This is a genomic window from Pectobacterium sp. HCp5_1 (assembly GCF_032905925.1).
In the GTDB taxonomy this organism is placed as follows: Bacteria; Pseudomonadota; Gammaproteobacteria; order Enterobacterales; family Enterobacteriaceae; genus Pectobacterium; species Pectobacterium brasiliense_A.
Genome location: NZ_JAUMIO010000014.1, coordinates 57,954 through 82,344, shown reverse-complemented (window position 1 = coordinate 82,344; position 24,391 = coordinate 57,954). Strand labels below are relative to the sequence as shown.

21 protein-coding genes are annotated in these 24,391 nt (G+C 54.4%); 8 read left to right on the top strand and 13 right to left on the bottom strand.

Features of this window, described 5'->3' with window-relative positions; translation table 11 throughout:
- Positions 1 to 173: 173 nt before the first annotated feature.
- Together Q3A88_RS11770 and Q3A88_RS11765 are read left to right on the top strand one after the other, a co-directional pair.
- Positions 174 to 1,892, top strand: a complete 1,719-nt coding sequence (locus tag Q3A88_RS11770; RefSeq protein WP_110163373.1) for a sensor histidine kinase — start codon at positions 174 to 176, stop codon at positions 1,890 to 1,892.
- A gap of 83 nt (positions 1,893 to 1,975) precedes the next feature.
- The gene (locus Q3A88_RS11765; RefSeq protein ID WP_110163374.1) at positions 1,976 to 2,467 is read left to right on the top strand and encodes a hypothetical protein; all 492 of its coding nucleotides are present in this window, start codon (positions 1,976 to 1,978) and stop codon (positions 2,465 to 2,467) included.
- Positions 2,468 to 2,640: 173 nt separating this feature from the next.
- On the opposite strand, the gene asd is transcribed toward Q3A88_RS11765, so the two are convergent.
- A complete protein-coding gene (gene asd, locus Q3A88_RS11760; RefSeq protein ID WP_110163375.1) occupies positions 2,641 to 3,744 on the bottom strand; it encodes an aspartate-semialdehyde dehydrogenase in 1,104 nt (367 codons plus the stop codon).
- Between the two features lie 297 nt (positions 3,745 to 4,041).
- On the opposite strand from asd, the gene Q3A88_RS11755 reads away from it, so the two are divergent.
- Positions 4,042 to 4,635, top strand: coding sequence for a YhgN family NAAT transporter (locus Q3A88_RS11755; protein WP_014916905.1), 594 nt, complete (start codon positions 4,042 to 4,044; stop codon positions 4,633 to 4,635).
- 376 nt (positions 4,636 to 5,011) lie between these two features.
- On the opposite strand, the gene Q3A88_RS11750 is transcribed toward Q3A88_RS11755, so the two are convergent.
- Positions 5,012 to 6,388 (bottom strand): GntP family permease, encoded by a 1,377-nt coding sequence (locus Q3A88_RS11750; RefSeq protein WP_317177961.1) that lies wholly within the window; start codon positions 6,386 to 6,388, stop codon positions 5,012 to 5,014.
- A 158-nt stretch (positions 6,389 to 6,546) separates the two neighbouring features.
- Between Q3A88_RS11750 and Q3A88_RS11745 the strand changes: the two genes are divergently transcribed.
- Complete coding sequence (locus Q3A88_RS11745; RefSeq protein WP_010277892.1) at positions 6,547 to 7,059, top strand: gluconokinase; 513 nt, start codon at positions 6,547 to 6,549, stop codon at positions 7,057 to 7,059.
- 9 nt (positions 7,060 to 7,068) lie between these two features.
- Here Q3A88_RS11745 and gntR read toward each other — a convergent pair whose 3' ends face one another.
- From gntR to glpA, 5 genes are all read right to left on the bottom strand, one after another.
- The gene (gene gntR / locus Q3A88_RS11740) at positions 7,069 to 8,064 is read right to left on the bottom strand and encodes a gluconate operon transcriptional repressor GntR (protein WP_110163377.1); all 996 of its coding nucleotides are present in this window, start codon (positions 8,062 to 8,064) and stop codon (positions 7,069 to 7,071) included.
- Positions 8,065 to 8,225: 161 nt separating this feature from the next.
- Positions 8,226 to 8,921: a pirin family protein gene (locus tag Q3A88_RS11735; protein ID WP_110163378.1), complete on the bottom strand. Its 696-nt coding sequence runs from the start codon at positions 8,919 to 8,921 to the stop codon at positions 8,226 to 8,228.
- Positions 8,922 to 9,409: 488 nt separating this feature from the next.
- Complete coding sequence (gene glpC / locus Q3A88_RS11730) at positions 9,410 to 10,621, bottom strand: anaerobic glycerol-3-phosphate dehydrogenase subunit GlpC (RefSeq protein ID WP_317177960.1); 1,212 nt, start codon at positions 10,619 to 10,621, stop codon at positions 9,410 to 9,412.
- Positions 10,618 to 11,880 (bottom strand): glycerol-3-phosphate dehydrogenase subunit GlpB, encoded by a 1,263-nt coding sequence (gene glpB, locus Q3A88_RS11725; RefSeq protein WP_317177959.1) that lies wholly within the window; start codon positions 11,878 to 11,880, stop codon positions 10,618 to 10,620. Before glpB ends, glpC begins: the two co-directional genes overlap by 4 nt.
- Positions 11,870 to 13,540 carry an anaerobic glycerol-3-phosphate dehydrogenase subunit A gene (glpA, locus tag Q3A88_RS11720; RefSeq protein ID WP_039504616.1) on the bottom strand — a complete coding sequence of 557 codons (1,671 nt, stop codon included), beginning with the start codon at positions 13,538 to 13,540 and terminating at the stop codon, positions 11,870 to 11,872. The genes glpB and glpA overlap by 11 nt, the downstream gene beginning before the upstream one ends.
- 310 nt (positions 13,541 to 13,850) lie before the next feature.
- Here glpA and glpT point away from each other — a divergent pair, with 310 nt between their 5' ends.
- Entirely contained in the window at positions 13,851 to 15,200 is a 1,350-nt protein-coding gene (glpT, locus tag Q3A88_RS11715; RefSeq protein WP_110163381.1) for a glycerol-3-phosphate transporter, read from the top strand.
- An 86-nt stretch (positions 15,201 to 15,286) separates the two neighbouring features.
- On the opposite strand, the gene yigL is transcribed toward glpT, so the two are convergent.
- Together yigL and pldB are read right to left on the bottom strand one after the other, a co-directional pair.
- On the bottom strand, positions 15,287 to 16,087 hold the full coding sequence (yigL, locus tag Q3A88_RS11710; RefSeq protein ID WP_010294521.1) for a sugar/pyridoxal phosphate phosphatase YigL: 801 nt from the start codon (positions 16,085 to 16,087) through the stop codon (positions 15,287 to 15,289).
- 101 nt (positions 16,088 to 16,188) lie between these two features.
- A complete protein-coding gene (pldB, locus tag Q3A88_RS11705) occupies positions 16,189 to 17,226 on the bottom strand; it encodes a lysophospholipase L2 (protein WP_317177958.1) in 1,038 nt (345 codons plus the stop codon).
- A gap of 131 nt (positions 17,227 to 17,357) precedes the next feature.
- Here pldB and rhtB point away from each other — a divergent pair, with 131 nt between their 5' ends.
- The gene (gene rhtB, locus Q3A88_RS11700; protein ID WP_039311603.1) at positions 17,358 to 17,978 is read left to right on the top strand and encodes a homoserine/homoserine lactone efflux protein; all 621 of its coding nucleotides are present in this window, start codon (positions 17,358 to 17,360) and stop codon (positions 17,976 to 17,978) included.
- A gap of 90 nt (positions 17,979 to 18,068) precedes the next feature.
- Here the strand turns inward: rhtB and rhtC are convergent, their stop codons facing one another.
- From rhtC to pldA, 3 genes are all read right to left on the bottom strand, one after another.
- Complete coding sequence (rhtC, locus tag Q3A88_RS11695) at positions 18,069 to 18,692, bottom strand: threonine export protein RhtC (protein ID WP_010284889.1); 624 nt, start codon at positions 18,690 to 18,692, stop codon at positions 18,069 to 18,071.
- 44 nt (positions 18,693 to 18,736) lie between these two features.
- Positions 18,737 to 20,563, bottom strand: a complete 1,827-nt coding sequence (gene recQ, locus Q3A88_RS11690; RefSeq protein ID WP_010284890.1) for an ATP-dependent DNA helicase RecQ — start codon at positions 20,561 to 20,563, stop codon at positions 18,737 to 18,739.
- A gap of 133 nt (positions 20,564 to 20,696) precedes the next feature.
- Positions 20,697 to 21,563 (bottom strand): phospholipase A, encoded by an 867-nt coding sequence (gene pldA / locus Q3A88_RS11685; protein ID WP_110163385.1) that lies wholly within the window; start codon positions 21,561 to 21,563, stop codon positions 20,697 to 20,699.
- Between the two features lie 273 nt (positions 21,564 to 21,836).
- On the opposite strand from pldA, the gene Q3A88_RS11680 reads away from it, so the two are divergent.
- Together Q3A88_RS11680 and rarD are read left to right on the top strand one after the other, a co-directional pair.
- Complete coding sequence (locus Q3A88_RS11680) at positions 21,837 to 22,325, top strand: thioesterase family protein (protein ID WP_039286215.1); 489 nt, start codon at positions 21,837 to 21,839, stop codon at positions 22,323 to 22,325.
- Between the two features lie 102 nt (positions 22,326 to 22,427).
- Positions 22,428 to 23,357 (top strand): EamA family transporter RarD, encoded by a 930-nt coding sequence (gene rarD, locus Q3A88_RS11675; protein ID WP_317177957.1) that lies wholly within the window; start codon positions 22,428 to 22,430, stop codon positions 23,355 to 23,357.
- Here the strand turns inward: rarD and Q3A88_RS11670 are convergent.
- Positions 23,323 to 24,381 (bottom strand): AbrB family transcriptional regulator, encoded by a 1,059-nt coding sequence (locus tag Q3A88_RS11670; RefSeq protein ID WP_039466186.1) that lies wholly within the window; start codon positions 24,379 to 24,381, stop codon positions 23,323 to 23,325. The two genes, rarD and Q3A88_RS11670, sit on opposite strands and share 35 nt — an antisense overlap.
- Positions 24,382 to 24,391 lie beyond the last annotated feature (10 nt).

Below are 24,391 nucleotides of genomic sequence, written 5' to 3'. Positions count from 1 at the left end.
AGAATGGGGAAATATCAGAGAATTAATGAAATTTTTCCGTTTATATTTATATGAATAAGTTATGACACAGGACAATTAGCATTTTTTGTTTAATATCGATTCGTTCATAGGGAAAAAGCAGTACAATTTGGCGATTATGTATGTTGCAAATTGTGTGTGAAGAGACCCCGTCTATGGTTAGTCAGGTTGATCTGATTCTTTCCCTTTTACAGCAGATGTGTGTTTATCTGGTTATCGCTTATCTGCTCAGTAAAACACCGCTTTTTATCCCGCTGATGCAGGTCACCATCCGTCTGCCGCACAAGCTGGTGTGCTATCTGGTGTTTTCCGTTTTTTGCATTATGGGAACCTATTTCGGCCTGCATATAGACGATTCTATTGCCAATACCCGCGCGACGGGCGCCGTGCTCGGCGGTATGCTGGGCGGCCCTTCCGTCGGCTTTCTCGTCGGGTTAACGGGCGGATTACACCGCTATTCGATGGGCGGAATGACCGCGCTGGCCTGTATGCTGTCGACGATTGCTGAAGGCTTGCTCGGCGGGCTGTTACACCGCTATCTGGCACGCCGCAACCGTATCGATTTGCTCTTTAAACCCCTCGTCGTCGGCCTGACCGCACTGGTCGCGGAGATACTGCAAATGGCGATTATCCTGCTGGTCGCCCGTCCGTTTGATAATGCGGTTGAACTGGTTCGAGATATCGCTCTACCGATGATGATCACCAACACCATCGGTGCCGCCATGTTCATGCGCATCCTGCTCGACAGACGTGCCATTTTTGAAAAATACACCTCCGCGTTTTCCGCCAAGGCGCTGCAAATCGCCGCCCGCGCCGAAGGGGCGTTGCGTCAGGGATTTAACCCGCAAAACAGTATGCGCGTCGCCCGTATTTTGTATGAAGAGCTGGGAGTGGGTGCCGTAGCCATTACCGATCGCGACAAACTGTTGGCTTTCATCGGGCTGGGCGACGACCACCACAACGTCGGCGCGCCTATCACGTCATCACACACTCGTCGGGCGATAGACAACAATCAGGTGGTGTACGCCGACGGCAACGAAGTGTCTTATACCTGTTCGGTTTCATCACACTGCAAACTCGGTTCCACGCTAGTGATCCCGCTGCGTGGCGAAGATCAGCGCGTTGTCGGCACGATCAAGCTTTATGAGCCCAAGAATAAGCTATTTTCCAGCATTAACCGCACGCTGGGGGAAGGGATCGCCCACCTGCTTTCCGCTCAGATTCTGACGGGCCGCTTTGAACAGCAGAAACAGCTGCTGGCCCAGTCGGAAATCAAGCTGCTACACGCGCAGGTCAACCCGCATTTTCTGTTTAACGCACTCAACACGCTGTCCGCCGTGATACGACGCAACCCCGATCACGCTCGCCAGCTGGTGCTGTCCCTATCGACGTTTTTCCGTAAAAACCTCAAGCGCAGCAACGATGAAGTGTCGCTCAATGACGAGCTGGAACACGTTAATGCCTATCTCGCAATCGAAAAAGCGCGCTTTGCCGATCACCTGACCGTAGACATTTCGCTACCGGAGGCGCTGCGTGAAGCGCGACTACCCGCGTTTTCCCTGCAACCGATTGTCGAAAATGCGATTAAGCACGGTATCTCACAGATGATTGAAAATGGACATATCCACATTAGCGGACGCCTGCACGCCAACACGCTGGAACTGTCAGTGGAAGATAACGCGGGCACCTATCAGCCCCGCAGCGGCGGCGATGGGCTGGGCATGAATCTGGTCGACCGCCGCATCAAAGCACGCTACGGCAACCGCTATGGCATCACGGTGGTCAGCGAAGCGGATAAATTCACCCGGGTCGAAGTACGCGTCCCACTGATCTCCCCCCGTCAGGCATTGGAACAGCTGGATAGCGTGGCGTGATGTGTAAATAAAGGCGTTGTGGGCCAGATAGCAGGCTACCGTGACGACAGAGCAAAGTCAGTTTATCAATACAAGGAGGCGTTATGACCGATACCGCACTTTATGCTGCATTTGAACAGGCAGTGCCCGGATTTTCAGCACACGACATCATTACGCCAGCCTTGAATAAATCGCATGGCGAATATGCACAGATCTATTGGCTGGATGATTTATTGGGGGAAGATTTTCTTTGTTATATCGAATGGAAAGAATTTGATCTTCAGGCGCTGGAAGCGTTAATCCCTATTCAGCAAGCTGGGATCGCGTTATCTATAGACAGTTTGTTTGACGAACAGGGTTTCCCAATCGGAGACATCACTCCTGAAGAGTTCTTTTATGATGCATCCGGTTTTTACCTGCCGGTGCTACAGCAGCAGCTACAACAAGCCGAATTGCAGTTGCTTGAAGTTGGATTACTTCAGAACGGCGACGTCTATTTACATGAAAACCCACGTTTTATCTGCACCACGACGGCTAAAGATAAGGTGGATCAGCTAAATCTGTGTCTGCAACAAAGAGGTCTGGTACTTTGCTGAAAATATCAGTGAGCGATACCCGTCATACGACAAGCCGCTTGTGCACCAGCCATTCTGAAATACCCGACCCGTCGCGGTTCTCGAAGACATACGAGTGAAGAAATACGAGTAGAAATATGGCGCAACACCAAACGATGTTGCGCCAGAAAAGCAGAAGAACTATGACAAGATAACTACAGCAGGATGCGCAGCATACGGCGCAGCGGTTCAGCGGCTCCCCACAGCAGCTGATCGCCGACCGTGAAGGCGGACAGGTATTCCGGCCCCATGTTCAGCTTACGCAGACGACCCACCGGCGTGGAGAGCGTGCCCGTTACCGCAGCAGGCGTCAGCTCACGCATGGTGATATCGCGATCGTTCGGCACCACTTTCACCCAGTCATTGTGGGTTGCCAGCAGTTGTTCGATTTCCGGCAGCGCCACGTCTTTTTTCAGTTTGATGGTGAACGCCTGGCTGTGGCAGCGCAGTGCGCCGACGCGCACGCAGAGTCCGTCAACAGGAATGACGCTGCTGGTACTAAGAATCTTGTTAGTTTCCGCCTGACCTTTCCACTCTTCACGGCTCTGGCCGTTATCCAGCTGTTTGTCGATCCACGGAATCAGGCTACCTGCTAACGGTACGCCGAAGTTATCGGTCGGCAGCGAACCGCTACGGGTCAGCGCGGTCACTTTACGTTCGATATCCAGAATCGCAGAAGCCGGATCCTGCAGCTCTTTCGCCACTTCACCGTGTAACGAACCCATCTGAGTCAGCAGTTCACGCATGTGACGCGCACCGCCACCAGAAGCCGCCTGATACGTCGCGGCAGAAACCCACTCCACCAGATTGTTCGCAAACAGGCCGCCCAATGACATCAGCATCAGGCTGACGGTACAGTTGCCGCCGGCAAAGGTTTTGATACCTTTATCCAGACCCTGCTGAATCACACCGTGGTTAACCGGATCCAGAATAATAATCGCGTCATCTTTCATACGCAGTGAGGATGCGGCATCGATCCAATAACCCTGCCAGCCACTTTCACGCAGCTTTGGGTAAACTTCATTGGTATAATCGCCGCCCTGACAGGTAATGATGATGTCCAGCGCGCGCAGTGCATCGATATTATAAGCATCCTGCAACACGCCTTTATGACCGCCCAGCTCCGGAGCAGGTTCGCCGTGCTGAGAAGTCGAAAAGAATACCGGGTGAATCACATCAAAGTCGCGTTCTTCCACCATGCGCTGCATGAGAACCGAGCCGACCATACCGCGCCAGCCAATAAAACCAACATTTTTCATGGTAACTGTCCTGCTTTGGGGGTAACAAAAAGAATTCTGGCTAACGTCGATAGCGCTTAGTGATTGCTGGTTCGGTGATCTCCCGCAGAGGTCGCGCGCGTCGTGTCGTAAACCCGTAAATAATTGTGTCATTCAGCCTTACAAAATGTACCTAAAGTCGCAAGTGAATTTATTCGATAGTACGCCCTTTTTCAGCAGTCATTCTAATATCATCAACCTGACGCAGGATAATCACGTTGCTCAGCCCGTAAAGATGGCCCAGGTCAGGAAACAAGGTTTCGGGAGTAAAAAACCAAAATGACAGAAATGATCTCCGCAACAGTGCTGCTGTTGCTCATTATGGATCCACTCGGCAATCTGCCGATTTTCATGTCCGTACTCAAACACCTCGACCCCAAACGCCGACGTGTGGTGTTGATCCGTGAAATGCTGATCGCACTCGGGCTGATGCTGATCTTCCTGTTCGCCGGTGAACGCATTCTGGCATTCCTGAATCTGCGCACCGAAACCGTGTCGATTTCCGGCGGTATCGTGCTGTTCCTCATCGCGATTCGTATGATTTTCCCTTCGCAGGAAGGCAATAGCAGCGGCCTGCCGGCCGGAGAAGAGCCCTTTCTGGTGCCCATGGCGATTCCGCTGGTAGCGGGGCCGTCGATCCTCGCGGCGCTGATGCTGCTGTCCCACCAGTACCCTAATCAGCTTCCCCACCTGACACTGGCGCTGTTTATCGCCTGGACGATTTCATTCATCATCCTGCTGATGTCGGATGTGTTCTTGCGCTTGCTGGGTGAGAAAGGCGTGAGTGCGCTGGAGAAATTGATGGGATTGATTCTGGTCATGCTATCGACGCAGATGTTCCTCGATGGCGTGCGTGCCTACATGAAGTTATAGCAGCTCCGTTTCCCCCCTGTGTCTTATGCATAAATGTGCAAATTAGTGTGGGGGTTGACGTTATCTGGCGTAAAAATTATGCAGCGATGGGCATGACCACCGAGTGAGCGGCAAGGACGCCGCGAAAGGCTGTGCCGCGCCGGGAGCGCGTCACAGTCGGCTCGAAAAGTGGTCATGAACGCCGATGGCACTGCGTAGCGGCATAATTTAGCCAGAAGCCTGGGGTCATGGGGCGAGCGGCGTTTGAGCCGCCCCATGTCGGGCGCGTGCTACGAAGTAGCATGAAAATAACGACATTATCGCGCACGAAACCGTCTCTTGGTCGGCATAAAAATGTGACTAAAAGCCTCCCTCCGCAAGGAGGGGGCTAAACACATCAGAGAAGAATACTTCCCACTAACGCCAGCAGGAACGCAATGGTGCCGAGCAGCGTTTCCATCACCGTCCAGGTTTTCAGGGTCGTTTTCTCATCCATTTCGAGGAAACGACTGACCAGCCAGAACCCGGAGTCGTTCACATGCGACAGCACAGTCGCCCCGCCCGCAATCGCCACCACGATAAAGCACAGGTCAAACTGGCTTAATCCCGTGGTCGCCGCCACTGTGGGTGCCATCAACGCCGCCGTGGTCGTCAGTGCCACCGTTGCAGAACCCTGCGCTACACGCAGTGCCATCGACACCACAAATGCAGCAACGATAACAGGCAAGCCCGTATCTGCCAGTGCACCGGATAGCGCGTTGCCAATTCCGCTAGCACGCAGAACGCCACCGAACATGCCACCTGCGCCAGTTACCAGAATAATGGCGCAAATTGGCCCTAATGCCCCATCACAAATTTTTTCCAGATGCGCTCGGCTTTTGCTGCCGCTAAAGACCATCAACGCAAAGAACACCGTGATCAGTAATGCAACTGGCGTTTTACCTAGCATACGCAAGAACTGCACCACGCCGTTATCACCGCTCACTACCCCCATCACCGTTAGCGTATTCAGCCCGGTATCGAGAAAAATCAGCACTAATGGCAGCAGCAGAATACTCAACACCACGGAAAAGCGCGGTGGTTTAACGGCCGTATCCGTTTCAACCGCAGACAAGAAGCTTGCAGGCAGTTTGATGTCGAATTTTTTACCTGCGTACAACCCATAGAGGTAGCCGCCGAAATACCAGGTCGGTAGCGCGATGATGCCCCCGATAATCACCAGCAGCCCGATGTTGGCACCTAACAATTCACTCGCAGCAACCGGTCCAGGATGTGGCGGTACCAAGGCGTGCATAGCGGCAAACGCGCCCGCCGCAGGAAACGCATATTTTAGCGTCGAGCCACCGAAGCGCTTTGCCACGCTGAAAATAATCGGCAGCATAACAACCAGACCTGCATCAAAAAAGATCGGGAAGCCGAACAGTAGAGAAGCAACCCCTAACGCAAAAGGTGCACGATGTTCGCCAAATTTATTGATTAGCGTATCCGCCAGCACATTCGCGCCGCCGGTCACTTCTAACAGGCGGCCAATCATTGCCCCTAGTCCAACCAGCAGGGCAACGGATGCCAGCGTACTACCGAAACCACTCAGCAGCGTCGGCACAATCTTTTCGTAAGGTGTTTTTGTTACCAATGCTGTTACCAGACTGACGAGTGTCAGCGCCAGAAACGCATGGATTTTAAAGCGCATAATCAGCACCAGTAACAGTGCGACTGCACCAGCGGCAATGGTCAACAACACACTGGCGCTATAGGCGGAGGTGATTTCTGTCATCGTTAATAATCTCTTTAGGGCACTCGGTCTGGGTTGGCTAATTGTTTGTGAGATGCATCACATCATCATTTGATACCGGTAACATGATACGGGTAACATGTTAAAGTATGGAACCATTAAGTATCATTTAATTTACAGTTTGAGATAGAGATCAAATTATGTCAGGTCGAAGCATTATTCTGATGGGCGTATCAGGCAGTGGAAAATCCTCAGTTGGCGCTGAACTTGGCCGCGCCATTCAGGCAAAATTTATTGACGGCGACGATCTGCACCCGCGCGCGAATATCCAGAAAATGGCCAGCGGTACGCCATTGAATGACGACGACCGCGCACCGTGGCTGGAGCGTCTCAGCGATGTTGCCTACAGCCTGGCGCACAAAAATGAGACGGGCATCATCGTCTGTTCCGCGCTGAAAAAGCGTTACCGCGACCGCCTGCGCGAAGGCAACGAAAAGATGGTGTTTATCTATTTGAAAGGCAGCTTTGAGCTGGTTCTGGAACGTCACAAAGCCAGAGCAGGCCACTTCATGCCGACAGACCTACTGAAAAGCCAGTTCGATGCGCTGGAAGAACCGGGTAGCGATGAGCCGGATGTCCTGAAAGTCGATATTGACGGCACCCGGGAAGACGTCGTGCAGCGCTGCGTTGACGCACTGCGTGCAGCAGGCTAACGCAGCGGCTTAGAGGCTTTCACCGTCCAGCACGGTAAAGCCGACATCGACCCTCTCCTGCGTAACTGGCTCGCCCCGCAGACGAGCCAGCAGTTGTTCGGTGCCGACGCGTCCCATGTGTTCACGCGGTGTCAGTACGCTAGCCAGCTTCGGTACCATCGCCTGACCAATGTCGTGCCCGTGGAAACCCGCTACGCCAATGTCATCCGGCACGCGCAGCCCCTGCCGCTGGCATTCGAACATCGCACCGACGGCTAAGTCGTCATTGGTGCAAAATACGCTATCAACCTGCGGGTATTCCGCCTGCGTCTGCCGCAGCAGTTCGCCACCGAGCGAATAGGACGATGCCCGCTCGCTCATCACGCAATAGCTCGTGAGCCCGCTTTCCCACATCGCCTGCTCGTAGCCCTGACTGCGCATAATCGTACGCTCATCCTGACGCGCACCGAGATAGACGATATGACGATGCCCCAGCGCGACCATACGTAGTGTCATCTGTCGAGCGGCTTCAACGTTATCAAACCCGACAGCCATATCCAGACACGGTGAGACGGAATCCATCAGCTCGACGACCGGAATGCCAGCAACGTCCAGCATCTGGCGCGTTCGAGGCGTGTGGGTACGTTCAGCCAGAATAAGCCCATCGATGTGATACGACAGCAGGGAAGTCAGACGCTGTTCTTCTCTGTCAGGATGATAGCCATAGTGCGCCAGCATGGTCTGGTAGCCGTGCGCTTCCGCCGTGCGTTCAATCCCGCGCAAGACTTCGGCGAAAACCTGATTAGTTAATGACGGCAGCAGCACGCCAATCGCCCGGCTGGTGGAGCTGGCGAGCATATTCGGCGCGAGGTTGGGGATATAGCCCAGCTCATCCAATGCAATAGCAATCTTTTCCTGCAACGCGGCGGATACCTGAGCGGGATTACGCAAATAACGGCTTACCGTCATTTTGGTAATCCCCACGCGATCAGCAACGTCCTGGAGAACGGGTCTTTTTTTCTTCATCGTCGACTAAAATGCCTGAAAAACAGTAATCTAAGTCTATCAAAAAAAGCATAAAGAAAGTAAAGGCAAAGGGGCAGAATCTGAATGATGACGTCAGGCCGCGATAAATAAAAAGCCCGCGTCCTTTCCTACGCGGGCTTCTTCACTTTTCTCACTCGCCGTTATACCGGCGGCAGATCAAACAGCAGTATTTCGCTGTCCTCGCTGGCGTGTACGGAGATCGCCGTTTCGTCCCACACTGCAAACGCATCGCTAGCTTCCGCTTTCTGGCCGTTAATCTCTACCGTACCGCGCACTACCTGAACCCAAACGCGGCGGTCAGCCTGAATCTGGTACACCGATTGTTCCTGCGCTTTCAGCGCCCAGCGCCACAGCGTCATGTCCTGAAAGACTTTCAGCGAACCTTCACGCGCATCCGGAGACAGCACCAGTTGACGCCCTTGCTGCACATCAAAGCGTTTCTGCTCGTAGCGCGGCGTCAGCCCGGTTTTTTCCGGGATAATCCAGATTTGATACAGGTGCAGCTGTTCGTCTTTGCTGGCATTGTATTCAGAGTGGCGAATGCCCGTGCCCGCACTCATAATCTGGAACTCACCCGCTGGCACCTGCTCTTTATTTCCCATGCTGTCCTGATGTTCAACCGCACCGGACAATACATAGGTCAGAATTTCCATATCTTTATGCGGATGCGTGCCAAAGCCCTGACCGCCTTCAATAAAGTCTTCATTAATGACGCGCAGTGCCGAAAACCCCATGAAATCAGGATCGTAATAATCGGCAAATGAGAACGTGTGCCAGCTGTCGAGCCAGCCGTGATTCGCATGTCCGCGATCTTGCGCTTGACGTAAATAGATCATGTTATTTCCTCCCGCGTTTTTGATAAGGAAAGTGTAACGGGCAGCGGTAAATAAGATAGCGCAAAAAACTCACCGCTCTGTTCGAAAAATCAGAACGGGATGACGGGCTGGAAGGGAATTGCAAAAAAAAAGCCAGCACCCGAGCTGGCTAAATAATACTGGAAGCAATGTGAGCAATGTCGTGCCTTCACAGGGAAGCCGAACCGTCATGAACACCACGGTTATGAACACAGGCACATGACATCGCTCCCCGGAACGCACAGCAATAATAATCATTATCATTCGCACCTGTAAAGTGCTTTTTGCGATAAATTCTTATTCTCAACAAGAGTAGGGAAATAATCTGTTTTGCTTAACACCCATCGTTTCAAGATCGAGATACTGGGGCTACCACGGTGCGAGGCATCCCTACGGGAACCTCATCACCGTGTTTCCCCTACGTTCACGCTTAAGCGATTGGCATTACACGTTTTGCTCCCTGCCACCTGTTATTCTGGCTGCGCCAGTGACCTCGCCAACAGGGTGATTGGGTGTTCACATTTTTTGCTGGTCGACATCTCAATCTGCCATTTACAGGTTTCGCAGTCCGTCACCACGATATCGACGCCGCTCTCTTCAATCTGCTGAAACAGCGGTGCGCCAATGCCTTGCGACGTGGCGTAATTCTCTTTCTTGAAACCGTAGGTGCCAGCAATACCGCAGCACTGAGAATCCAGCATCACCAGTTCCAGACCGGGGATGCGTTGCAGCAGCGCCAGGGTATACGCCGTCCAGCCCATTCGCTCCAAGTGACAAGGCGTGTGATACGCCACCCGCAGCGGCAATTTACCCAGCGGCAGCGAGCGTCCTTCTTCTTCCAGCAGACGATAGAGCTGGCGCGTCACCAGTTCGACGCCATCGCGCACATGCCCATTATCCACGCCCAGCAGATGTGGATACTCGTCCCGCAGCGTGAACGTACAGCTGGATGACGTCGCGACTACCGGCAGGGATTTCTGATTGATTGCCTCATCCAGCGATTTGATATTCGCATGTGCCTGCTTTCTGGCCTTGTCGTGAAAACCATTGGCAATCAGCGGCACGCCGCAGCACTTCTCTTTATTCAGCAACTGGACGCCAATGCCCATCGCGTTAAAGACCTGAACCAGATCTTTACCCAGCTGTGGATGGTTGTAGTTCACATAGCAGCCGTGGAAGTAGGCGATCTGCTCATCATAGGCCTGCTGCTTTGCTGCCTGTTGGCGATACCAGCGCCGGAAGGTGCCGAATGAATATTTCGGCAACTGGCGACGATGGTCGATTTTCAACGCTTTATCCAGCAGTTGGCGCACGGGTTTCAGGCTGGTCGCCGTATTCACCAGCGGCGCAAACGGCGTGGCAATTGACCCCATAAGATCGGTATGGCTCAGAATCGCATCGCGCAGCGTCGGCTTGTGGGTGCTGTGCGTCCCCTTTGCGCGCTGAATAATGTCACCAATTTTGACATCCGACGGGCACGCGACCTCACAACGTTTGCAGTTGGTGCAGTATTTCAGCGCATCATCATACAGCGCCGGATTTTTGCGCCGCAGGCGTTCACCGTCCGGCCCTGCCTGTTTCGGGCCGGGATAAAGCGGGTTCACGCGTGAAACCGGACAGTATGTGGTACACACCGTACACTTAATGCAATCTTCAAAACTGTTATCGCTAAGCAGGCTCATGGGTTGCCCTCCTTCAAAATCTGTTCGGCAACATGAAGTGCGCTGAGCAAGGAAACCCCCGCTCCACATCCCTGCACAATCGGGTCGAAGCCTTCCAGCACCGCGCCTATCGCGTACAGGTTGTTGACCGTTTCGCCCCCAATGCGCGGATGCAGGTGTTCGTCGACAATTGCACCAAATTGCATATAAGGCTGTGGCGCAAACACATCCTGCTGGCTCCAGCCCTCGCGCTGGTCAGCGACTCGAACGTCCAGCCCAAAGACCGGCTCGGTCACCCGATCGAATGTCGTCACCAATCCGTTACTGAAAAAGCTGCCGCTCGCCAGCACCGCATGCTTAGCTCGCAGCGGAATATCGCGATGATGGTGGCTATGGATCGCAATCTCCTGCGGCGACAGCGAGGCGCGCACCGCACGATCGCCCGGCATCACCATGCCGCCCAGTTGGCGAAAGCGCTGCGACAGCGCCTGATGCAGGCGTAACCCAAGCAATGACGGTGGTAATGTCGGCAGCAGCAGCACCGGTTTACCTAACGCATCAGCAAGTTCATTGATGATTTCAGGGCTGTCCAAGCCCAGACAGGCTGGCATGATGATGGCATCGTTACCGTTAGCCAGAAGCGACAATTCCTCCAGCAGCGCCGAGCGATTTTCCGGTCGGTCGAGCACGCGGGCGATATTGACCGCGCGGAATTCGCTGGGGTTCTGACGCAACCTATCCAACACGGGCAGCTTGAGTTCATCACTGCGTGCCGCGATCCCCTGCGTCTGAAGCGTACCGGCCACAATACGGGACTGAAAATCCAGAAAGCCTTCGATACCCGCAATCAGCGGATTATCACCAAAGCGGGAATCCGGCAGACCACGCGTGACGCCATCGACCGGACTCAGCCAGCAGGCGCGAAACTTACCTAGCGGTGTCATGCGCCAGTGGTTCTGCTGATGATTGCCCAGCAGAGTGATATTACTGCGTTCCAGCAGCGCCTCGACCTGTGGCAGCAGCGCCGCCACTGCCGCCGCGCCCATGCGGGAATAAGGATGATGAGGAGCCTGACGCGCCAGTTCATCCAGCGCACCGAGTGGCTGGCTCACGGGCTGCCCGTCGGGGAGATGGGAGAGTAAATCCAGCGCGCCGGAAGAAAAATGCAGCGCATTCTGCCCCGCGCTAACAATCGCACAGCGTTTTCCCTGCTCCGTCAGGCGAATACCGCAGGTCAATCCCGCCAGTCCGCCGCCGATAATCACAACGTCATAGCGCATGACGATCCTCCTGACTGTCGCTGGCCGTCAGGCCGCACAATCCCTGATAAATCCAGCTGGTAAACTCGCTTTCGCGCAGCGCATTGCCCCACGCAATCGGGCGAATGCCTTTCCAGCGTTCGTTCAAAAACTGGCTAAGCTGCGTGAGCGACTGCTCCGGCGTCGCGGTGCCCAGACGGCACAGCAGACCCGCCGCACGACAGGCACAGAGTTCACCCTGACAAGTGCCCATACCCACGCGGGTGCGCCGACGTAAATCAATCAGGTTATTCACCTGTAACGATTCCACGGCGTAGCGCACTTCTCCCGCCGTCACCGCCTCACATTCGCACACCAGACTGCGGTCCAGACGCTCACCGGACAGCATTCTTCCGGCACGTTCACCGTGGCGATAAATCGCTGAACCGCGCAGCGGCGCAGAGAGCGGTTTTGCCGCAGGGTAAGCAGACAGGGGATGAGGAGCGGACTTCACCTCCTCCAGCGATTCAGAACCGGGCAGCGGCGTCTGTGCCGTCGAGCAGGCCACGTCATGGCCCAGCTTTTTGCAAATAGCGTCAGTCACCCACTCCGCCATCAGGCGGTAGGTCATCAGCTTGCCGCCGGTGATGGTAATAAATCCTTCCAGCCCGTCGCGGCTGGCATGATCGAGCAGCACAATACCGCGGCTTACGCTACGCCCGCTCGGGTCGCTATCGCTGGCAACCAGAGGTCGGACACCGGCATAGGCGCGTAGAATGCGCGTGCTCGCCAGCGTCGGTGCCAGCATCGACCCTTCCCGCATCAGCGTTTCTACTTCGGCGGGCGTCACCAGCATATTGTCGATTTGATCGTAATCGATGTGGGTTGAGGTGGTGCCAATCAGCGAAATGGTATCGCCCGGCACCAGAATGTCGGCATCCGCCGGTTTACGGCAGCGGTTGATCACCATGTTGTTGATACGGTGCCCAAGAATCAACAGCGCACCTTTTGCCGGGAACATCCGCACGCGCAGATCGGCATATTCCGCAATGTGTTGCCCCCAGATACCGCCCGCGTTGACCACCACCTGAGCATAGATTTCTGTTTCTACACCTTTTTTATGGTCGAAAACGCGCACGCCGGTAATACGGTCGCCCTTGCGAATCAGCCCGATAACCTCATGATAGGTCAGCACTTCCGCGCCATGCTCGCAGGCATCAATCATGTTGGCCGCCGTCAGGCGAAAAGGATCGACCGAACCATCCGGCACGCGCACCGCGCCAATCAGCGCCGGATTTGCTGCCGGTTCCAGTCGTAACGCTTCCTGCGGGTCCAACGCCTGCGCGCGAATTCCCGCCTGCTGACAGGCGGTAATAAACTGTGCCTGCCAACCGAGATCGTCTTCAGGCAAGGTGATAAACAGGCCGTCAGTAGGTTCAATACAGTGGCGAGCAATCCGCCGGAGAATCTGGTTTTCTTCAATACATTCGCGGGCAGACTCGCCATCGGTTACTGCATAGCGGGCCCCGCTGTGTAATAAACCGTGATTACGCCCGGTTGCGCCGGTCGCAATGTCATAACGTTCAAGCAGCAGGCAGCGCAGTCCACGCAGGGCACAATCCCGTGCCGTTCCTGCTCCCGTTGCACCACCGCCGATGACAACCACGTCAGTTTCACGCCAGTTCCCCGTATTTTGCTTCATGTCTCGCTCCAGGCGGATGGTCTACATGTTGCTATTGGGACACAGAAAGAAGGGTTAATGTTTGATAAAGAGCAAAAACGAACACTAAACGAAAACAAAGTAGGGTTTAAAAACAATAAGTGTGATTTAGGTCACTAAAACCGCACTGTGGAATTTTTCGATTCTGTTAACATGAGCGCAAAAATCGTCACAGTTTCATAAAAGTGTAACATCAGCGTCATGAATCACACTCATTTGCACGCTATCCCCTTACAATAACGTTCGTAATAGAACAAAAAAGCTATCGTTTTTTTTCGCATTGGAGATATCTATGCTGAGTATTTTTAGGCCCGCCGCCCACCAGCCGCGCGTGTCGCAAGAACACATTGATCCGCTCTATCGCCGCCTGCGCTGGCAGATTTTCATGGGGATCTTTTTTGGCTACGCCGCCTACTATCTGGTGCGTAAAAACTTCACACTGGCCATGCCTTACCTGATTGAACAGGGCTTCTCACGCGGCGATCTTGGCTTTGCGCTGTCCGGTATCTCTATCGCCTACGGCTTTTCCAAATTCATCATGGGTTCGGTATCTGACCGTTCCAACCCGCGCGTATTCCTGCCTGCCGGTCTGATTTTGGCAGCTGCGGTCATGCTGTTCATGGGCTTTGTACCGTGGGCAACATCCAGCATTGCAGTCATGTTCGTCTTGCTGTTCCTGTGCGGCTGGTTCCAGGGTATGGGCTGGCCACCGTGCGGACGTACGATGGTTCACTGGTGGTCGCAGAAAGAGCGCGGTGGCATCGTGTCCGTATGGAACTGTGCTCACAACGTCGGCGGCGGGCTTCCGCCTCTGCTGTTCCTGTTGGGTATGGCCTGGTTTAACGACTGGAAAGCCGCACTCTATATGCCGGCCTTCGCCGCGATTCTGGTTGCGCTAATCGCATTTGCCCTGATGCGTGACACCCCGCAATCCTGTGGTCTGCCACCCGTCGAAGAGTACAAAAACGACTATCCGGTTGACTACAACGAAAAAGACGAAGAAGAACTGACGGCTAAGCAGATCTTCATGCAGTACGTTTTCCCGAACAAACTGCTGTGGTACATCGCGATCGCCAACGTCTTCGTTTACCTGCTGCGTTACGGTATCCTCGATTGGTCACCGACCTACCTGAAAGAAGTTAAACACTTCGCACTGGATAAGTCTTCCTGGGCCTATTTCTTCTACGAATACGCAGGGATTCCGGGCACGCTGCTGTGCGGCTGGATGTCCGACAAGGTCTTCAAAGGCAACCGTGGTGCAACGGGCGTGTTCTTCATGACGCTGGTGACAATAGCAACCATCGTTTACTGGATGAACCCAGCCGGTAACCCGGGTGTGGACATGGCCTGTATGATCGTCATCGGCTTCCTGATTTACGGCCCGGTCATGCTGATTGGTCTGCATGCATTGGAACTGGCACCGAAAAAAGCAGCGGGTACTGCGGCGGGCTTCACCGGCCTGTTCGGTTACCTCGGCGGTTCCGTTGCCGCTAGCGCCATCGTCGGCTACACCGTTGACTTCTTCGGTTGGGACGGCGGCTTCATGGTCATGATCGGCGGCAGCATTCTGGCGGTACTTCTGCTGGTTATTGTTATGCTGAATGAGAAAAAGCATAAAGCAGAGTTAGCCAATCGCGCCTAACCCGCTCTTGTAAGCATCCCTCTGGCGGCGTCCTGATGACGCCGCCTTCGTTTGTGCCATAAATCACAGCACAACCTCAGCGCTGATTACTTCAGAAACAGTTCCCGCAGGTAATTCGGCACCGCGCTGTCCGCGTTAGACCCAATCACTTCGCGATCCGGCAGCATATCTTTCAGGCGTTGATGCGCGTTCTGCATGACGCAGCCTTTACCCGCCATCGACAGCATTTCGTAGTCGTTCATACCATCACCAAACGCCACACACTCTTTGAGCGAGAAGCCGATAATCTTCGCCACCTGCTCCAGCGCATGGCCTTTAGACACACCGCCCGCCATCACTTCCAGACAGGTAAGCGTCGAAAAGCTCACGTTAACGCGGTCGCCCCAGCGCGCGTTGATCGCTTCTTCCAGCGGTAACAACTGCTCATGGGAATCACAGGTAAAGAACACTTTGCTGACGCCATCGGTTTCGAGCAGTGCAGGTTCGAACAGCTTGTATTTAAAGATCGACTCTTTGAAGAAGCGCTCTTCTTCCGCACGCGGACGGTTCATAAACCACTCATCATCGCGGTAAACGTGCGTCAGCATATCGGGGTTATTGTGTACGACGCTGTAAAGGTCGCGGGCGATGTCCTGATCCAGGTTGTGGCTGAAAATCAGCTCGCCCTGCGAGTTGTGCACACGCGCACCATTCGAGGTAATCATAAATGCGCTGATGCCGAGGTTATCGCGGATCTGCGCGACATCCATGTGATGCCGTCCGGTAGCAAACACAAAGTGAATCCCTTTTTCCGTCAGCAGCCTGAGGGTTTCTTTCGCATACGGGGACAACGAGTGGTCAGGTGACAGCAGTGTGCCATCTAAATCGGAAGCAACGACATGGTACATAGCGATGAGATCTCACTTCTGGTGTGTTGTGGCGGCACGCGCCGCAAAAATTAACGAGGTTGCTGGCGGCGTCCGTTGAACGGCGTGCCAACAGTCTAAAATTAATGATAACGCGCAAAGTGCGCCAAAATCAGCGCAAATGCCTGAGCGCGGAGGTTATCCGTTTCAAAGAGAATTTCATGCCGCGCACCGGGGATAACCTGCAACACGCCGTTTGAGTTAGCGTTACCGTTCTGTGCCAGCACCTGACAAAACGCATTCTGGCTGCGGTTATCCACCACGCGTTCCTCTCCCGCCTGTAGCAGCAGAAGTGGCGTGGTGACAGCGCTAGCCTGTGCCAGTAGCTGTTTTCCCGCCTGTATCGCCTCACGCACCCAATGATAGGTCGGGCCGCCGATGCGCAAATCCGGTGAGTCCGCATAAAATCGAATGCTACGCTGGTAACGCTCACGGCTGTGCGTCAGCACATTCATGCGATAGGGCAGCGGGCGCCACTGTCCGGTGCCGATGGCGTAATAATCACGAATCGCCGGGCGACGTTCCGCCCAATCGACGATCCATCCGACAACGCAATGAGGAAGCGGTAAATGAATGCCAAACATCGGCGCGCACAGCGCTACAGCATCAAACGTCTCAGGTTGGCGAATCAGCAGCTGCGCCAGAATCGCGCCACCCATCGAATGCGCTAAGGCAAACCGGCGGGTATAGTGCTTCGGGCCAATATGCTGCTGGCACAGCGTTTCAGCATCATCGACATAATCACTGAAACGCACAACATGTCCACGGTGTCCGTCTTGCAACACGCGACCCGAACGCCCTTGCCCGCGGTGATCCATGATGAGCACATCATAACCGCTATGAAATAGGTCATAAGCGACTTCGCTATATTTGACATAGCTTTCGATACGGCCTGAAAAGACAACGACAATCTTATCGTGCTGGGGTGCGGTAAAGCGAACGAACCGGATCGGCACATCATCAACGCCGGAGAATTCGCCCTCTTCGCGCTGACGCCAGAAATCCAGTAATTCTCCGGTAGCAAAAGCGGCAAACTGCGCTTCTCGCGTTAACAGGTTCGAAGTTACCCCTTCAGGCGTTAACCGTTCCGACGTAAACAACGTATTGTGGCGTTGAATCATCACACCTCTCCGGTGACGCGGGAAAACTAAAGCTAGCGGAAGAACATGACAAGCAGTGGAGCACCAGCGTATTGTGACATAAAAAACAGACAGACTCTCGTAATACAGAACGTGATTCAGGGGCATGCTTCATGACATTGGACTGGTGGTTAACCTATTTACTCACAACGCTTATTCTCAGCCTGTCGCCCGGCTCGGGCGCCATCAACACCATGAGCACGGGTATTAGCCACGGCTATCGCGGCGCGGCGGCCTCAATCTGTGGTTTACAGGTCGGGCTGGCGATTCATATCGTGCTCGTCGGCATTGGGTTAGGCGCGTTGCTTAACCAGTCGGTACTGGCTTTCGATATGCTGAAATGGCTGGGCGCGGCTTATCTGATTTGGCTGGGGATTCAGCAGTGGCGCGCCGCAGGCGCACTTGACCTTCAGGCGATCGCCAGCGCGATGCCGCGTCGTAGGCTCTTTAAACGCGCGGTGCTGGTGAATCTGACCAACCCGAAAAGCATCGTGTTTCTGGCGGCGCTGTTCCCGCAGTTCATTATTCCCCACCAGCCGCAGGCCGCACAGTATCTGGTGCTAGGCATCACCACCGTAGTAGTCGATATCATCGTGATGATTGGCTACGCCACGCTAGCCACGCGTATCGCCGGATGGCTGAAAGGTCCACGGCAGATGAAGACGCTCAACCGGATATTCGGTTCACTGTTCGTGCTGGTTGGCGCGTTACTCGCTACGGCGAGAAAGGCCTGATTAAAAGACAGCGCGTCGTATCAGATTACGGCGCGCTGTTTTTTCTCGAAAGAAAATGCTCTTAGAGAGGGATATTCTCGCAGGGAAAGATTAGCGAGAGAAAATAAGGTGCAGGCCGAAACCGGTAAACAGCACGCCCGCTACGCCATCCACCCATTTCGCCAGACGCTGATAGCCGCGACGCATTGCTGGCAAGGCAAAAACCATTGCGACCAGACTGAACCAGATCAGCGTTTCAATCGAGATCAGCGCGAACAGCCCCCAGCGGGCACCGCTGCCAACGCTATCGCCGACAAACAGCGAGAACACGCTGCCGAAATAGATCAGCGCCTTCGGGTTAGCCAGATTCGTCAATAACCCGCGCATAAAGGTTTTACCACGCTGAGGCAAGACCACCGCCGTTTCCTGCGTGGTTTCCAGCTGCGCTTTACGCCGTGCGGAGCGCAGCATCTGCCAGCCCATCCAGCACAGGTACAGCCCACCACCGACGGTAATGGCCGTATGCAGCCAGGCCATTTTTTGCAACAGCAGATGCAGCCCCAGCAGCGCGATAGCCGCCCAGACCACCACACCCAGAGAAATACCTAGTACGCCCATCATCGCTTCACGGCGGGAACGGCTGGCAGCGGTTTGTGAAACGAAAAAGAAATCCGGTCCTGGACTCATTAGTGCGATGAAATGCACCAGCGCCACCGTCAGAAATAGCATCAGCATCTTGGTTTTCCTGTTTTTTTAAATGCAATCAGATAAGGCGAGCGTTACTCGTCATCATTATCGACATGATCGCGAATCATGTTCATGAAAGGCGCACCGAAACGTTCGAGTTTACGGTGTCCAACCCCGTTGATATTCAGTAGCTCACCCGCGGTGATCGGCATCAGTTCAGCCATCTCCAGCAGCGTGGCATCACTGAACACCACGTAAGGCGGAATATTGTCTTCATCCGCGATGGATTTACGCAGTTTGCGCAATTTGGCAAACAGCTTGCGGTCGTAATTTCCACCGTACGATTTTTGATTGGCGCGCGGTTTCAGGTTAATCACGCGCGGCACGGCCAACTGTAACGGCATTTCCCCCCGCAACACGGGGCGCGCAGATTCGGTAAGCTGTACGGCGGAATGCATTGTGATGTTCTGGTTCAGTAAGCCCAGATGAATCAACTGGCGCAGCACGCTGACCCAATGCTCCTGCGATTTATCTTTACCAATACCGTAAACCGGCAGTTTGTCATGGCCGAAATCACGGATACGTTGGTTATTCGCCCCGCGCAGCACCTCGACGACATACCCTAAACCAAAGCGCTGCCCAACCCGGTATACGCAGGAGAGCGCTTTTTGCGCTTCGACCAGCCCGTCATAGCGCTTCGGCGGATCGAGACAAATATCGCAGTTGCCGCAGGCCTCCTGGCGTCCTTCACCGAAATAATTCAGCAACACCAGACGGCGGCAGGTCTGCGCTTCGGCAAACGCCCCCATCGCATTCAGCTTATGACGCTCGATATCCAACTGCGGCCCAGCCGGTTTTTCTTCCAAGCAGCGGCGCAGCCACGCCATATCCGCCGGATCGTAGAACAGCGCAGCTTCGGCGGCGAGGCCATCACGCCCAGCTCGCCCCGTTTCCTGATAGTAGGATTCGATGTTGCGCGGAATATCAAAATGCACCACGAACCGTACGTTAGGCTTGTTGATGCCCATCCCAAACGCCACGGTCGCGACCACCACCTGGAGATCGTCACGCAGAAACGCTTCCTGCACCTGCGCACGCCGTTCGTTATCCAATCCAGCGTGATAAGCCCCTGCGCTCAGCCCACGGGCCTGTAACCGTGCGCAAATATCTTCCACGCGGGAGCGACTGTTGCAGTAGATGATGCCGCTTTTTCCACGCTGCCCCTGCACGAACATCCAGAGCTGGTCGAGCGGTTTGAACTTCTCCACCAGCGTGTAGCGAATATTTGGACGGTCAAAACTGCTGATCTGAATCAGCGGCGACTGAAGATCCAACAGGCGAACGATATCGTTCCGCGTGGTCTCGTCAGCCGTAGCGGTCAGCGCGATAAAAGGAAGATGCGGGAAACGCTGTTTAATCTGCCCCAGCGCCCGGTATTCAGGGCGGAAATCGTGCCCCCATTGGGAAATACAGTGCGCTTCATCCACCGCGATCAGAGCGATCTGCCAGTGGGCGAGATGATCGAGGAAACTGTCCGTCGTCAAGCGTTCAGGCGCAATATAAAGCAGCTTGATCTGACCCGTACGACAACCGGCCATCACCTCAAGCTGCTGCTCGCGCGTCTGCGTCGAATTCAGGCAGGCTGCCGAAACACCGTAGGCCTGCAGCTGATCGACCTGATCTTTCATCAGTGAAATCAACGGGGACACCACCAGCGTCAGCCCGTCCATCACCAGCGCAGGGATTTGATAGCACAGCGATTTGCCGCCGCCTGTCGGCATGATAACCAGACAGTCCTGCCCACTGAGCGTCGCGCTGATAATTTCCTGCTGACCCGGTCGGAATTGCTGGTAGCCGAACGTGTCCCGCAGAACCTGAACCGCCAGCGCTTCCTTATTCAATACTTCCGCCGTAGACACGCCTTCCCCAATTCAATGAAATCAAACAGGCGCTATTTTCAGCGCCGTTGGGTAAAACTGCAATCGTTAGTTTGGTAAAACAACAGGGGCTAAAGCGGTAATCGCGAAAACCCCTGTCGCTAAAACATGGCCGTTAGAACATATCGTTCAGCGTGACGCCAACGCCAAAGCGGGTCTGACGGTGATTGTAGTCAATCAGGGATTCGCCGTAGCCGCTAAACACCTTGGTGTAGAAACGGACATGACGCGTCAGCGGGTAGCTCCAGCCCAGTTCACCGCCGCCGTAGCCGCTGTTCCAGTTATAGCGCCCTTCTGCGCTAAACACGCTGTCGCCCCACACATAGCCGACGCGCAAGCGATAATGGCCCATGTATTTGGTGATATCTGGATTGTCATCCTGACTGTCGGAGAAACGGATCCACGGCTTCACATCAACCTGCCAGTTGCCGTTCTGCGCCATCAGGCGGGCATAAGCGCGATTCCAACTGCGCGACGTCGGTTCGGAACGGCCGTTAGACTGGTGGTTAAAACCCATTTCCACATCCCGCAGCGTCCAGCCCGCGAAGGTGTAGTTCGTTGCCCAGCCCAAAAAGACCTGTGGCTCATAGTTGGTTTCACGGAACGGAGAAGACTCACTCTTATTAGACAACTGCCACCATGAGCGCTGCGTATAGGACGCCCCCAGCAACGAGTTATCACCCAGAATGCCACGCCAGATCGGGAACCCCAGACTCAACTGGTAATGCACTTCATCTTTACGTGCTTCATCGCCCCAGTTATAGCTCTGTATCGCCGTTTTATTGATGTTGCTGGTATAGGTATACAGTATGTAATTGCTCTCGTAAGGGTAGAGAACAAACGGGGTGTTGTGCTCTTCTAACAAGCTGGCAATAATGCTGCCACGTACCGCAGGTTGATTTGGCGCAGGGGCGTTTGTTGTGTCTTCGGCATGGGCCTGTGCTATCAGTAATGCTGCCAGTACGAATCCGATTTTATGCATTCATTTTCTCCGACATGTTTTTCTCCAGCATTCTTTTATCCAAATAAAATCTTTTATCTAAATAAACTCATTTATCTAAATAGTGATAAGCCTTCCCCACTCAAGCCCGCCATTCTACACAGTTCAGCGACATTTGAATTATCGTTCTCCCGTTTCTCGATCTTTTCTGGCAAGAAACAAAATCAATGCATAAAATAAACAATTGCATAACCTTATCGCATCAAATCACCTACATTTAATGTTTACCTCTTATTGCTCGGACGGAAAACAACGATGGCTAACCCCCCCTCATTTCAGGGAACGACATTAACCAGAGATACCGTACGCCAGCTCGTTGGCGAGATCTTCATTTACAAGATGCCATTCAACATCGAACTCGGCCTTGAACTACAGCAGTTTGAAGCCGACAAAGCCGTCCTGACGTTCACCCGGCAAGATAAGCTCATCGGCAATGCAGCACAAAAAATCCTGCATGGCGGCGTGATTGCTGCGGGGCTGGACGTTGCCGCCGGATTGGTCTGCGTCGGCAACACGCTGCTGCGCCATGAAACGATCAGCGATCAGGAATTTCACCACCGCCTCGCCCGCATGGGAACGATTGATATGCGGGTAGATTATCTGCGGCCGGGCTATGGAGAACACTTCACCATTACCAGCACGCTGCTGCGCGGCGGCAATAAAATCGCCGTCGCCCGTGCCGAATTGCATAACGAACAGGGTTCACATTTGGCCAGCGCTACCGCAACCTATATTGTCGGGTAGCCTTTCTCGTGGGCAAACAGGATTGTCATTAACACTTTACGTGAAAGCGCTCACAGTTTTGGGTAGACTTAGCGTTTTCCCGCCGTCCTTATCGAGTCACCCATGAACGCGCAACAAACCCGTGAGGGGATCTTTTTCGCCCTCGGTGCGTATTTTATTTGGGGAATTGCTCCCGTTTACTTCAAGCTGCTTGAGCACGTTCCGCCCAATGAAATACTGACGCACCGTATTATCTGGTCATTCTTCTTTATGCTGCTCCTGCTGACCATTGGCCGGAAATGGCGTCAGGTGAGCCTTGCCTGCCGTAACGTCAAGCATCTGTTTCTGTTGGCATTAACGGCGGTGCTTATCGGCGGAAACTGGCTGCTGTACATCTGGGCGGTCAACAACCATCACATGCTGGAAGCCAGCCTGGGGTATTTCATTAACCCGCTGGTTAACGTCATGCTGGGTATGATCTTTCTCGGCGAACGCTTTCGCCGTCTGCAATGGCTGGCCGTGTTGCTCGCCGTGACTGGCGTACTGGTTCAGCTGTGGACGTTTGGCTCGCTGCCGATTATCGCGCTCGGGCTGGCCTTCAGCTTTGCGTTATACGGTCTGCTGCGTAAGAAGATTGGTATCGACGGGCAAACTGGCATGCTGATCGAAACGCTGTGGCTGCTGCCGGTTGCGGTTATTTATCTGTTTTTTATTGCCGACACGCCGAGCAGCCATCTGACAGCCAATTCCTGGTCACTGAACCTGCTGCTGCTCTCGGCGGGTATCGTCACCACGGTGCCGCTGCTGTTTTTCACCGCCGCGGCGATGCGCCTGCGCCTGTCAACCCTCGGCTTCTTCCAGTATCTCGGCCCTACCATCATGTTCATACTGGCAGTGGTGTTCTACGGTGAAACATTCAGCAGCGACAAACTGATTACTTTCGCCTTCATCTGGGGTGCGCTGGCGCTGTTTATTCTGGATGCGCTTTATACGCAGCGTAAGCTACGTCGCACGCCAGCTACAGTTTCCCAGCCTCAACACGACGGGAAATAAAGCGCGATAAGATCGGGCTGAACAGCAGCGTCGAAAACAGCCGCAGCGTCTGCATGGCGATCACAAACGCCATATCGACCCGACTGCCTGCGGCAATAATCGCAATCGAATCCAGCCCGCCGGGGCTGGTCGCCAGAAAGGCGGTCAGCATATCCACCGGCATCATTTTCGTCACCATCCACGCCATTCCACCGCACAGCAGCATCAATCCGACTATCGACGCCATCATGTGCGGTAGCGTACGGATCGCCAGCAAAAAGATCGGGCGGGTGAAACATAAACCCACACTCCAGCCGATAAAGGCATAGGCCAACGCCAGCAGCCATTCCGGCGTTTGCAGATGCAAGGTGCCGCTGGCATGCAGCATCGAGCCAATAATCATCGGCCCTAACAGCGCCCCGGATGGAATGCGCAAGCGTCTTCCCAACCAGGCGCTGCCAAACGCCACGCAAAGCGTCGCCAGAAAGCGCCAGTCCAGTTCAGGGAACCAGACCAGCATCGCGCTGTTTTCCGCCGCTTCATCACCCAAACTCAGGCGAGCGACAAACGCCGCCGACGCGGTGACCATCAGCACGCGTAAATATTGCATGAAGGCGACCAGCCGTACGTCCGCGCCAAACTCCCCGGCCATCGCGACCATTGCCGACGCCCCGCCCGGCGATGCGCCCCAGGTTCCGGTCGTGCCGGGCAGTTCGCTAAATTTCACCAGCAGCCAGCCGGATAGCCCGCTGGCAACCAGCGTCGCCAGCAGAATGAACAGCACCAGCGGCCATTCACTCATCAGCGGTTTCAGGATAGAAAACGACAGGCTTTGTGCGACCAGACAGCCCAGAACGGCATTGCTGCCTGCAAAGCAGACGGGTGGGATGCGAATCGTCGCACCATTTAACCCCATGACGACGCCGACCATCATCGGCCCCAGCAACAGCGCGGCGGGAACGTGGTAAATCTGTAGCCCAAACCCAAGGGATAATGAAACCGACAGCAATATTCCCCATTGCATCCAAGGAGATATCCCTTTCATGCACACGACC